This window comes from Polaromonas naphthalenivorans CJ2 (assembly GCF_000015505.1).
Classification (GTDB): Bacteria; Pseudomonadota; Gammaproteobacteria; order Burkholderiales; family Burkholderiaceae_C; genus Polaromonas; species Polaromonas naphthalenivorans.
The window spans coordinates 2,312,983-2,325,801 of the sequence record NC_008781.1; the positions used below are offsets into that span (position 1 = coordinate 2,312,983).

Annotated in this window: 7 protein-coding genes; 1 reads left to right on the plus strand and 6 read right to left on the minus strand. The window is 64.3% G+C overall.

Translation table 11 applies throughout. The features are described from left to right. Window positions 1-32: 32 nt before the first annotated feature. Window positions 33-3,941, minus strand: a complete 3,909-nt coding sequence (hrpA, locus tag PNAP_RS10910) for an ATP-dependent RNA helicase HrpA (protein WP_157040262.1) — start codon at window positions 3,939-3,941, stop codon at window positions 33-35. 194 nt (window positions 3,942-4,135) lie between these two features. Here hrpA and argA point away from each other — a divergent pair, with 194 nt between their 5' ends. Continuing rightward, complete coding sequence (gene argA / locus PNAP_RS10915) at window positions 4,136-5,488, plus strand: amino-acid N-acetyltransferase (RefSeq protein ID WP_011801563.1); 1,353 nt, start codon at window positions 4,136-4,138, stop codon at window positions 5,486-5,488. Window positions 5,489-5,517: 29 nt separating this feature from the next. Here argA and PNAP_RS10920 read toward each other — a convergent pair whose 3' ends face one another. The 5 genes from PNAP_RS10920 to PNAP_RS10940 are packed head-to-tail and all read right to left on the minus strand — an operon-like array spanning window position 5,518 to window position 12,783. After that, window positions 5,518-7,104: an alginate export family protein gene (locus PNAP_RS10920; RefSeq protein WP_157040263.1), complete on the minus strand. Its 1,587-nt coding sequence runs from the start codon at window positions 7,102-7,104 to the stop codon at window positions 5,518-5,520. A 12-nt stretch (window positions 7,105-7,116) separates the two neighbouring features. Then, window positions 7,117-7,827 carry a hypothetical protein gene (locus PNAP_RS10925; RefSeq protein ID WP_157040264.1) on the minus strand — a complete coding sequence of 237 codons (711 nt, stop codon included), beginning with the start codon at window positions 7,825-7,827 and terminating at the stop codon, window positions 7,117-7,119. A 49-nt stretch (window positions 7,828-7,876) separates the two neighbouring features. Beyond that, the gene (locus PNAP_RS10930) at window positions 7,877-11,011 is read right to left on the minus strand and encodes an efflux RND transporter permease subunit (RefSeq protein WP_011801566.1); all 3,135 of its coding nucleotides are present in this window, start codon (window positions 11,009-11,011) and stop codon (window positions 7,877-7,879) included. A gap of 52 nt (window positions 11,012-11,063) precedes the next feature. After that, entirely contained in the window at window positions 11,064-12,017 is a 954-nt protein-coding gene (locus tag PNAP_RS24955) for an efflux RND transporter periplasmic adaptor subunit (RefSeq protein WP_011801567.1), read from the minus strand. 34 nt (window positions 12,018-12,051) lie between these two features. Next, the gene (locus PNAP_RS10940) at window positions 12,052-12,783 is read right to left on the minus strand and encodes a hypothetical protein (protein WP_011801568.1); all 732 of its coding nucleotides are present in this window, start codon (window positions 12,781-12,783) and stop codon (window positions 12,052-12,054) included. Between the last annotated feature and the right edge of the window lie 36 nt (window positions 12,784-12,819).

The window sequence follows — 12,819 nt, forward strand, 5'->3', positions numbered from 1 at the left end:
TTGTTGTTACAAGGCCCTTTTTTCGTTCCGCATCAGCTGTTGAGCTGCGCCCAGAGCTTGTCCAGCCGCTTGATGCTGACCGGCTGCGGCGTTCGCAGTTCCTGCGCGAAGAAGCTCACCCGCAGCTCTTCGAGCAGCCAGCGGTATTCCTGCATGCGCGCATCCAGTACGCCCTTGCGCTCGGCCACCAAGCGCCAGTAGCGCTGCTCCTGCGGCCGCAGTTCAACCATGCGGGCTGCGTCCCTGGCCGGGTCGGCACGCCACTTTTCGAGCCGCAGGGTGATCGCCTTGAGGTAGCGGGTGAAATGCTGCAACTGCCCGTAAGGCGTGGTGGTCAGGAACTTCTTGGGCACCAGTCGCTGCAACTGCTGAGCGGCATCCTGCACCGCTTCCGTCGCGTTTTTCGTGTCCTTGATCTTTCGCTGCGCCACGGCGAACTCGATCAGGATGGCGCCGGCCAGGCGCGCCACCTCGCTGGCAATCAGCGTCAGGCGGCCGCGTCCGTCGTCCACCCGTTTCTTGAAGTCGGCCTCGCAGGTCGGCAGCGGATCGAGCAAGAACGCCCGGTCCAGCGCCACCTCGATGATCTGCTGGCGCAGCTCGTCCACCGTGCCGCCGCCCGAGTTGTCGGCCGCGCGGCCCACCAGCATGTAGGAAGTCGCCGTTTTCTGCAGGTCGGGCAGGTTTTTTTCCAGGTATTTCAGCGCGTCCTTGATCTGCAGCGAAAACAGGCGGCGCAAGCCGGCGCGGTGCTTGATGGCGGCTGCATCGGGCTCGTCGAACACCTCGATGGTCACCGCATCGCCCAGGTCGATCAGCGCCGGAAAACCAATCAAGGTCTGCGCGCCCTTGCCGATTTCCATCAGCTCGGGCAATTCGCCAAAGCTCCAGCTGGTGTAGCGCTCCGGTGTTTTAATTGCTATCTTTTCAGGAGCTGTTTGCGCCCGTCCTGCTTGCGCAGAAGGCTTATTTGATGCTGAATTCTGCGCTGAAGCATCGGTTTTTCCCGGATTGGCGGGTGCAGGCGCCGCCTTGCCCAGGTTCTTCAGCCCCGCCAGCGCCTGAAAAGCCCCGCGCGCTTGCGAGCCCAGCTCGCCCTTGAGCGCGCCCAGGTTGCGGCCCGCGCCCAGCTGGCGCCCGTGCTCATCGACCACGCGAAAGTTCATGAACAGGTGTGGCGGCAGCATGTCCAGCTTCAAGTCGCCGCGCTTGATGTCGAGCGACGTGGCATCGCGCACCCACTTCAAGACCGCGTCGGTCAGCGAGCCGGTGCCGAACTTCTCGGCCTGCATCAGCTCCCCGGCCATGCGCGCGGCCGTGTCGGGCAGCGGCACCAGGCGCGAGCGCGGGCGCTGGTGCAGGGTCTTGATCAGCGCCTGGATCTTGTCCTTCAGCATGCCGGGCACCAGCCATTCGCAGCGCTCCTCGTTGACCTGGTTCAGCGCGAACAGCGGCACATCGACGGTCACGCCGTCGCGCGCGTCGCCGGGCTCGTGCAGGTAGGTCGCCAGGCAATCGACGCCGCCCAGCCGCAGCGTTTTCGGAAAAGCCTGGGTCGTGATGCCGGCCGCTTCGTGGCGCATCAGCTCGTCTTGCGTCAAAAGCAGCAGATTCGGCTGCTTTCTGGCTTCGGTTTTGTACCAGCTTTCGCAGCCCGCGCCGGTGCAGATGTCGGCCGGCAGTTGCTGGTCGTAGAAAGCGTAGATCAGCTCCTCATCGACCAGCACGTCCTGCCGGCGCGCCTTGTGCTCCAGGTCCTGGACATGGGCAATCATCTTTTCGTTGGCGGCCAGGAAGGGCAGTTTCGTGTCCCAGTTGCCGGCCACCAGCGCCTCGCGGATGAAGATTTCGCGCGAGGTCACCGGATCGACCCGGCCAAAGTTGACGCGCCGGCCGTTGTAAACCACCAGGCCGTACAGCGTGGCGCGCTCCAGCGCGGTCACCTGCGCGGCTTTTTTCTCCCAGTGCGGGTCGAGCAGCTGCTTCTTCAAAAGATGGCCGCCGACCTGCTCGATCCACTGCGGGTCGATGTTGGCGATGCCCCGGCCAAACAGGCGCGTGGTTTCGACCAGCTCGCTTGCTACGATCCAGCGGCCCGGCTTCTTGCTGAGCCGCGCGCCGGGGTGGCGGTAAAACCGGATGCCGCGCGCGCCCAGGTACCAGTCGTCCTCTTCGCTTTTCAGGCCGATGTTGCCCAGCAGGCCGCACAGCAGCGACAAATGCAGCTGCTCGTAGCTGGCCGGCTTGTCATTGAGGTGCCAGCCCTGCTCGCCGACCACCGCCTGCAATTGCGAATGGATGTCGCGCCATTCGCGCACGCGACGGATGTTGACGAAGTTCTCGCGCAGCAGGGTTTCATACTGGCGGTTCGTAAGTTTGTGCGTCGCGTCATGCCCGCCGCGCGAATCGCCCAGCCATTTCCACAGCTTCAGGAAGCCGACGAATTCGCTCTTCTCGTCGTCGAACTTGGCATGCGCCTGGTCGGCCTGCGCCTGCTTGTCCATCGGCCGGTCGCGCACGTCCTGCACGCTCAGCGCGCTGGCAATCACCAGCACCTCGTCAAGCGCCTGCCGGTCCTTGGCCTCCAGGATCATGCGGCCGACGCGCGGGTCCAGCGGCAGCTTGGCCAGCGTCCAGCCGACGGGCGTGAGTTCGTTGTCGTCATTGACCGCGCCGAGTTCGGCCAGCAGCTGGTAGCCGTCGGCAATCGCGCGGCCCTGCGGCGGCTCGATGAAGGCAAAGTTTTCAATCGTTCCGAGGTGCAGCGACTTCATGCGCAGGATCACCGAGGCCAGCGAACTGCGCAAAATCTCGGGGTCGGTGAAGCGCGGCCGGCCCAGAAAGTCGGGCTCGTCGTACAGCCGGATGCAGATGCCGTCGGCCACCCGGCCGCAGCGGCCCGCGCGCTGGTTGGCGGCCGACTGCGAGATCGGCTCGACCATCAGCTGCTCGACCTTGTTCCTGAAACTGTAGCGCTTGACGCGCGCCGTGCCTGCGTCAATGACGTATCTGATGCCCGGAACGGTCAATGAGGTTTCGGCCACGTTGGTCGCCAGCACGATGCGCCGGCCGCTGTGGCCGTCAAAAATCCGGTCCTGCTCGGCCTGGCTCAGGCGGGCGAACAGCGGCAGCACCTCGGCATTGCGCGTCAGCGGCTGGTGCGCCAGGTGCTTGCGCAGGTGGTCGGCGGCTTCGCGGATCTCGCGCTCGCCGGGCAGGAAAATCAGGATGTCGCCCGCGCTGTGCGGGCTCAACCAAAGTTCATCGACCGCATCGGCAATCGCGTCGTTCAGGCCGTAGTCGCGCGACTCCTCGAACGGGCGGTAGCGCTGCTCGACCGGGAACATGCGACCCGAGACCATGATGACCGGCGCCGGCCCCTTGGCTGACGCGAAGTAATCCGCGAACCGCTGGGCGTCGATGGTTGCCGAGGTAATGATGACCTTCAGGTCGGGCCGGCGCGGCAGCAGCTGGCGCAGGTAGCCGAGCAAAAAGTCGATGTTCAGGCTGCGCTCGTGCGCCTCGTCGATGATGATGGTGTCGTAGGCGCGCAGCAGCGGGTCGGTCTGCGTTTCGGCCAGCAAGATGCCGTCGGTCATCAGCTTGACCGACGCATCGCGGCTCAGCCGGTCCTGGAAACGCACCTTGTAGCCAACGACGTCGCCGAGCGGCGTTTTCAGCTCTTCGGCAATGCGCTTGGCGACGCTGGACGCAGCGATGCGGCGCGGCTGGGTGTGGCCGATCATCCTGCCCTGTCCGGGCGGGTAGTTGAGCTTGCCGCGCCCCAGTGCCAGGGCGATTTTCGGCAGTTGCGTGGTTTTGCCCGAGCCGGTTTCACCGCAGACGATGATGACCTGGTGCGCCGTGAGCGCCGCGGCGATGTCGTCGCGCTTGGCGGAAACCGGCAGCGATTCGGGAAAAGTGATGGCCAGAGGGGACAAGGAAGGAAGCAAGGAGAACCCGGGAGTCAAAGCCGCTGATTATCGGCGTTCTGCCCCAAGCCCCCCGGCCCATCAGGGTAGTCCCTTACACTCACTGCTATTTTTTGTCTGCCGGGGAAAGCGGTCTGGGCCGGATACGGGTCAATCCTCCGGACATTTCCCAGCCCCCCAGCCCCGAACCCCGAAAGCGCGCCATGTCCACGGTCTTCAATTTCACCTTTGTTCCCTGGTTTCGCTCGGTGGCGCCCTACATCCACAAGTTCCGCAACCAGACCTTCGTGGTCGCCGTCTGCGGCGAGGCGATTGCCGCCGGCAAGCTGCCGCACCTGGCGCAGGACCTGGCCATGATCCAGAGCATGGGCGTCAAGGTGGTGCTGGTGCATGGGTTCAGGCCGCAGGTCAACGAACAGCTCAGGGCCAAGGGCCACCAGGCCAGGTACTCGCACGGCATGCGCATCACCGACGAAGTGGCGCTGGACTGCGCGCAGGAAGCCGCCGGCCAGCTGCGCTATGAAATCGAGGCGGCCTTCAGCCAGGGCCTGCCCAACACGCCGATGGCCGGCTCGACCATCCGGGTGATCTCGGGCAACTTCATCACCGCCCGGCCGGTCGGCATTGTCGATGGCGTGGATTTCCAGCATTCGGGCCTGGTGCGCAAGGTCGATGTGGCCGGCATCACCCGCACGCTGGACATGGGCGCGATGGTGCTGCTGTCGCCGTTCGGCTTTTCGCCGACCGGCGAGGCCTTCAACCTGACCATGGAAGAGGTGGCGACCAGCGTGTCGATTGCGCTGCAGGCCGACAAGCTGATCTTCGTGACCGAAGTCCCCGGCATCCGTCTCAAGCCCGGCGAGCCCGCCAGCGAAGACAACCCCATCGACACCGAGCTGCCGCTGGCCGCCGCCGAGGAGCTTCTGAGCAAAGCGCCACCCAGCCAGCGCCCGACCGACACGGCGTTTTACCTGCAGCACTGCGTCAAGGCCTGCAAGGCCGGCGTCGAGCGCAGCCACATCATCCCGTTCGCGGTCGATGGCGCGCTGCTGCTGGAAATTTACGTCCACGACGGCATCGGCACCATGGTGGTCGATGAAAAGCTTGAAGAACTGCGCGAAGCCACGGCCGACGACGTGGGCGGCATCCTGCAGCTGATCGAACCGTTTGAAAAGGACGGCACGCTGGTCAAGCGCAGCCGCACCGAAATCGAGCGCGACGCCGACCACTACACCATCGTCGAGCACGACGGCGTGATCTTTGCCTGCGCCGCGCTCTACCCCTACCCGGAAGCCAAGACCGCCGAAATGGCCGCCCTGACGGTGTCGCCGCAAAGCCAGGGCCAGGGCGATGGCGAGAAAATCCTCAAGCGCATCGAGCAGCGCGCCCGCGCCGCCGGCCTGCAAAGCATCTTCGTGCTGACCACGCGCACCATGCACTGGTTCATCAAGCGCGGCTTCGTGCAGGTCGATCCGGACTGGCTGCCCGACGCCAGAAAGCGCAAGTACAACTGGGACCGCAAGAGCCAGGTGCTGGTCAAAAAGCTGCAATCCTGAGCTTCGGCCGGCCTGGCGTCAGGCCGGCCTTAAAACCAGATCTTGGCAAGGACGCTGATGGATTTGTTGGCGTTGCGAAATTCACCTGTCACCGGATCTTCGTTGCGAAAGGCATTTCCAGGAAAAAACAGGCCCGCCCGCACATCCAGCCCGAGCCGCCGCACCCCCAGCACGTTGCGGAATCCGAGCACGATGTCGAGCGCGCGCCCGGCATTTTTGCTCAGCCGCGTGTCATCCTGGTTCATTTGGGCGGTCAGCGCCGAGTTGCGGATTTCGTCGGCGATTTTGTTCAGCCGGTAATGATGGTAAACAAGGTCAAGCGTGACGTTCTGCGCCGGCCTGAAGCCCAGGCCTAGCGTGAGAATCTGCAGGTTGCTCAGTTCCGGGTCGAGCGCCTCGCCGTAATACTTGAATTTTGGAATCCCCCCGAACTTGCCTTCATTCGACTGCAGGCCGGTCTGCCGGAACTCGTGGTTCTTGTCGTCGTTCGGCTTGTCGTCGCCGCTCCCGTAGGCGTAGCCCAGCGTCACGTTCGGGGCGTAGGGCAGAGCTGGGAAGCGATAGGTGGCGCCGACATCGATGGCATGGGCCTTGAAATTCTTCTGGACCGCGTCCTTGCCGCGCAACAGGGCCAGCTCGGTCCAGAAATTGAAGCGGTCGGAAGGCATGCCATAGGCGCGCACGCCCATGTGCAGGGGCTTTCCTTCGATTCCCGTTCGATCATTGCGCGCAATCGTGTAGCCGGCCAGCTTGATGTCTTCGATGCCGCGGTAGTCCAGGTAGAACATGTAGTTGTCGGTTCGTGTCTTCTGCACCGGCGCGAGCAGGTCCAGGTCCAGCCTGTCCTTTCGTGAAACGCTCAGCTCGGCCTGATAGGCGCCTTGCTTGAATTTGACGAAGGCCGTATCGAGCGAGGTGTCGTACAGCCAATGGCGGCCGTCCTCGAAATTGCGCCGCCCCAGCGTCATCTCGAACGGACCCAGCTCCTTGAATGTCACCCAGGCCTGGTCAATCGGCATCGAGGCGCGCCTTCGGGGCGCAACTTGCGTTTGCCCGCTCGGTAAAGTGACCACGCCCTGCTCGCTCGCGGCGATCTCCCGCTCCAGGATCATCTCCAGCATCATTTCCACCCGGGCATTGGGCCGGTAGATGACACTGCCGTTGACCTGCGGCGCCAGGATGAGGGAGTTGTCCCGCAAGCGCTTGTCGAGATCCGGGTTGCGGCGGTAAGTGATGTCTGACTCGCTGCCATAGGAATACTGGTACGTCAACTGCTGGATCAATGGCCTTTCCGGATACCTTGGCGCGTCCGGGCTGCCGGGCGAAACCGGCTCCCCGGACGAAGCCTTCGGCAACTGGAACTGCGCCAGCTGCGTGCCGGCGGCGCCATCGGCGGCGCTTTCCATGACCAAGGGCTGCACACCGGCCGGGCCAGACGCCTGATCAAGAAGGTGTTCTGCGGCCAAGCCTGCCTGCACCGCCAGCGCGCCAGCCGGGGCCATCTCGCCGCGATCATTGCCTGGCTCGGCGGCAACAACCGGCGCGGCGGCGAGCGCGGCTGACCACAAGGCGCAGAGCGATGCGGCTCGACGCAGTGGACTCAAATGCGCGGACACGATGGGACAGGCCTATTTGCCGTTGATGAAACCGTACTTCGTCAGGCGCAAGTCCTCGTCCCTGACGAGCCCTATCGACGGCGCGTAATACTTGTACTCGCGCGCGGTGATATCGATGGCCGAGCCTTCCTTGACCTTCAGGCAGTTGGAGAACGTCCCTGCCGGGGTTTTGCAGGTCTCGTTCAGGCTCACGATCTCGGCCCGGTCCATGGCCACGCCGGGCGCGATCTCCTGGTAGTACTTCATCTTCAGTTGTGGCGCCCCGGCCATCTGCAGACCGGCCCGGTTGCCATTCACGCCAGCATGCCAGGTGCCGTCGTGCTTGGTCACCTTGCCGTTCTTGTAAAAATCGACGTCTTCGCCGAAATAGAACACGTCCCTGGTTTGCTCGCACATGGCGAAGTAATTCCGGGCGACTTCGTAGAGTTCACCGTTCTTCCATTCTTTTTCCTCGACCACGCGGGTAGTGACCCCATCGACCACCTTGGTCTCATCAAGGACCGTGATCTGGAGCCGGGTATCGCCGCCTTCGAGGACCAGCTGAAAGCCCGGCTCCAGCACGGTGTATTGATTTCTGCCCTGCGTCACGATGGTGCAGTTCGAGATGCCGAACTGGTCCTGCCACGCCGGACTCGCGGCCTTGTCCCTATCCTGCGCGCCCGCCGCGCAAGCCCCGAGAATCGCCGCTGCGGCAAGCAGGGATTGAATGCTCTTCGTCATCATGAATGCTCTCCTTGGTAGTTGACCCATTTCTCCTGCCCTTGCTCCGTTTTCACGCGCCAGCCAGGCCGAGATCAGACTGGCGTTGCGCTGTTGACGCGGTGAGCAGATACAGCGCCGGCATGACGAACAAGGTAAACAGCGTGGAGGCAAGCAGTCCGCCCACGATGACGATGGCCATCGGCTGCACGATCTCGAAACCGGCGCTCAGCTTGAAGGCAATGACCGGCAGCAGCGCGGCGATGATCGCGATGGAGCCGCCCAGGATGGACGAGAGCCGTTCCCGCGCGCCGCGAAGAACCAGGGCCAGCCCAAACGGCACCTGTTCCTCTGCTTCGAGATACTGGTAGTGATCCATCAGCGAGACGGTGTTGCGCGCGGCAATCCCCAGCACCGCGAAGAAGCCCACGACCGATCCCAGCGACACCACGCCGCCGCTGGCCAGCACCGCCAGCACCCCGCCTGCGACCGACGCCGGAAGCCCCAGGAAAGCGATCAGCCCCAGGCGCCAGCTGGCGAAGCAAGCCTGCAGCAGCAGGAAAATACCGATCAAGGCCGCCACGCCGACACCGAGCATGTGGTGCTGGGCGCTTTCGCGCTCGGCCGATTCCCCCAAAAGCTCCGGGTGGTATTCAAGCGGGAACTGGATCTTGTCCAGCCGGTCTTCGACCTCGTCAGCCACCGCGCCCGCATCGCGCCCCGCCACGTTGGCCACGACATCGACGTAAGGCGCGATGCGCTCGTGCCGCAAAACCGTCGGCGTCGAGACCAGGCGCACGTCGGCGATGTCGCCCAGGCGCGAGTAGGTGCGATCCGATTTCTCGATCCACAGATCGCGCAGATTGCTCAGGCTCTGGCGCGCCTCGGGCACGCCGTGAACCACCACCTCGTAGATTTTCTGCTCCTTGAACAGATAGCCCACCACCAGGCCGGAAAACACGGTCGCCGTGGAGCGGCGCACATCGCCCGGCTTGACGTTGGCGCGGCCGGCGGCGTCCAGATCGACCTTGACCTGCACCTGAAGCTCCTCCACCTGGCCATCGGTGCGCAGATCGACAATGCCCTTGATGCCGGAAAGCGCCTGCCGGACTTCCTCGGCCTTGCGGTTCAGGACATCGATCTTCTGGCCGTAAATGCGCACGACGATGGCATTGCTCGCGCCGGTGAGCACTTCGCGCACCTTGTCGCGCAAATACGAATGCACCGTGTGCGTGATGCCCGGATAGGCGTCAGCCGTCTCCCGTATCGCTGCGACGGTCTTGTCGTAGTCGGCATTTGGCTCAAGGCTGATCCAGATCTGGCTCGAATTGATGCCGACGACCTGGTCGCCCGTCACCGCGCGCCCCACATGCGCGCCCACCGAGCGCACGCCGGGCAGCGAGCGCAACTCCTGGCTGACCCGGGAGGTGATGCGGTAGGTTTCGGCATGGGACGTGCCGGGCGGGGTTGACCAGTTCACCAGCAAGTCCCGCTCCTTGAAGGCAGGCAGCAGCGACTGGCCCAGCAGCGGCCAGACCCCGATGGCGGCCAGCAGCGCGATGCCGGCGCCCAGAAACACCTTGCGCGGCACACCGATGACGCGCCGCAGCGCCGCATCGTATCTGGCGCCCAGCCAGAGCGCGACGGGCGATTCGCGGTCGCCGGAAGTGGTTTTTCCCAGCAGCATCAGGCTCAGCGCGGGCGTCACCGTGAGCGCCACCAGCATGGAAGCCAGCACTGCGAGCAGGTAGGCAATCACCAGCGGCTCGAAGAACGCGCCTGCTATTCCGCCCATGAAGAAGATGGGCAGGACGGCGAGGATCACGATCAGCGTCGCGTACAGGGCGTCGCGCCGCGATTTCATCGTGGTCTCGAAGATGACGGCAAAAATCGACACCCTGCTGCCCGGCTGGCGCGCACGCAGCCGTTCCAGGAGCGTGTTCACGTTGACGACCACATCGTCGATCACCACGCTGAGGGCCACGACCAGTCCGGCGAGGATCATGGTGTTGATCGTGGCTTTGGCCAGGTGAAGGGCCATCACCGCGGCCAGCAGCGAGAGCACGATTGACACCCCGCTGATCAGGGCACTGCGCCAATTGAACAGGAATGCGCCAATCACCAGCATCGCCAGCACGCCGCCGATGGCGATGGCCCGGGTCAGATTGGAGACCGACTCGTTGACATACGACGCCAGCCGGAACACATGGCTATCGACCTTCACGGCGGGCAGGCCCCGGCTCAGTTCGGCCAGCGCCTGGTCAACCGCGCGCGTGACTTCCAGCGTGTTGGCGGACGGAAATTTCTCGATCACCAGCATCAGGCCGCCGCCGTTGCTCACCACGGCGTCGCCAATCAGCGGCGGATGCGAGAAGGTCACCTCGGCGACATCGCCCAGCGCCAGGTTCTTGCCGGAGAGCAGCAAATACGGCGTGGTGACGGCCACCTTGGCCATGTCTTCGGGCGCCTCGATGGGCATCTGGTGCTGAACGCCGAGCCGCTGGTTTTTATTGTCTATCCAGCCGCCGGTCCCGGGTGCCGACCCTTTCAGGAACGTCAGCGGCGACACCCACAGCGCGTCTCCGGCGGCGGCGATGATGTCTTCCTGCATCACCTTGGCGTCGCGCAGCCGGTTGGGGTCGATTTGCACATGCATCTGCCGCAGGCGCTGGCCCCAGATCGCCACGTTGGCGACGCCGGGCACGCCCAGCAGGCGCGGCTTGATGGTCCAGCGCGTGAGCAGCGACAGCTCCGTCGGCTCGACCTTGTCCGACGAAATCGCGACCATCATGAAACGCGAAGTCGCCGACAGGGGCTGCAGGATCACCGGCGGCTGGGCCACGTTGGGCAGCGTGTAGGCCAGTGTCAGGCGCTCCTGGATCATCTGCCTGGCCTTCATGAGGTCGGTGCCGCGCCTGAAGGTGAGCATGATCGACGACAGGCCCGTCACCGACTGCGAGCGAATCGATTCCAGCCAGGGCACGCCGGAGAGCAGTTCTTCCAGGTTCAGGGTGATCAGGCTTTGCACCTCCTCGGCCGACAAGCCGATGGCTTCGGTCTGAACCTCCACCACCGGGGGTGCGAACTCGGGAAAGACATCAACCGGAATCTTATTCAGCTGGCTGCTCCCGAATACGACCAGCGCTGCGGCGATCCCCAGCACCAGGTAGCGGAACTTCAAGCTAGAGCCAATGATCCAGCGGAACATATCGAACCCCCTTCCCTTGCCTTGTTGACCCAACCATTACGTCGCCACTTCGCTACTTGCCGAAAATCTCGGCGCCGAAGAGCAGTGGCGCGCCCACGGTGACGATGGGTGTACCGACCGGCGGGCCACCGGAAAGCACCGCCAGGTCGCCGGCAACACGTTCGACCTCGATGCGCTGGCGTTCGTAGGTCAGCGGCTGGGTGTTGACATAGACCCAGGCCGCGCCTTTGCCGTCGTAGTACACGGCGCTGTAGGGCACGACCTTCTGCTTTTCCTCATTGCCTGAATACTGCAACTCGACCCGCACCCGGCTGTTCAGCATGAGGCCATGGTCCCTGCCGGGCACCACGTAGTACAGCGTCAGCATCGAACGCTTGGCGTCTTCGACCGGCGCCACGCCTGAAGGCTGCGCAAGCAGCTCGCTGGCGAACTTGTCGCGGGTGGACAAGGCCAGCAGGCGTGCCGGCTGCTCCTTCGTCAGCCGTTCCAGTTCCCCCGGCGACAGGCTCACCTGCACCCAGGCGTCGCCCACGATGGGCAGGTTCGCCGTGGGCGGTGATGCCGCCAGGGCCGGGCTGGCTGCGCTGCCCGGTGCGCTCGCCACTGCGACGAGTGCAGAGACAGGCGGTTGCGCCGGCAGGCCTGCGGCGAGCTTCTGAACCCCGGCGGGCGAGGCCGGCATGGCGCCAGCCCCCGCCTGCGCGAAGCCGCCAAAAGTGCCGCCGCCCGGCGTTGGCCCGGGTTGCCGGCCGGCCGGAAGGGTGATCAGCCCGCCGACCATCTGCCTGCGGATGAGCGACTGTTCGCTCACCTTACCCGTTTCGATGCCCAGGCGTTGGGCCGCCTTCGCGCTCAAGGTGACGCGCTTGACGCTGCTCCCGGAAATCTGCTCCAGGGTGACTGCGGCGGTCTTCCCGGCCGCTGGCGATCCTCCCGGAGCCGCTGCGTTCGCTGCCGCCGGTGCCAGCCAGAGTAGCGCTAGCGCGGCCATGTGTTGGGCTTTCATGTTTGAGTACCTCTTTATTCCAGACCATCACTTGCTACAGCGGCGGGACGATGCCGTCTTTGCCGACAAAAACGAAAAGGGCCACGTACTTTCCGTCCGCACCCTTTTTCGCGCCGACAAAGACCCGCGCGCCCGCCGTGATCAGGCTCCTGTCGCCGAGCGACATTTTGTGGACCGGCGCGTCGCGCGGCACTTCCACGTCCGTTTCGTCGTAGTCGGTGGAGCCCCACTTGATCGACAGCACCCGGACCTCCAGGTCGTCCACCCAGCCGTGGGAGATGATGCTGTCGGGCGTCAGGTCCCACTTCTTGTGGCCCAGCGCGATGCCGCGCAATTTCTCATCGATGATCCGCAATTCGAAGCCCTTGTGCAGCCAGACCGCCGAATCGCGCACGATGGGGCTGTATTCCTCCAGCTTCACCGCAACGGCGCCTACATAGACGCCAAAATCCACGTCCGCGAAGCTTCCCTTGGTCAGCCCGATGAAGGTGGTGTCGGCATTGAGCCCGATGCCCAGCGTCTTGCCGTCGCCGGTCTTCACGGTGATTGAAGACGCATCGGCCTTGCTGACCTGGCCACGAATATGGTCTGGCTCGGCTGCATCCTGTGCGGCTTTGGGTGTGTGGCTCTCGGCTGCGGCGTCGCTGGCCTGCGAACGCGGCATGGCCTTGTGCTCTGGCGCGGCGTTCTGCGCGCGTGCCGGTGCGCCCAGCATCAAAACGATAGCCAACGCAATGGCACCAAGATAGCCGGGTAAGCGAAGCATGGGTTTTTCTCCGTGATTCCTTGAATTTCCGGCTCG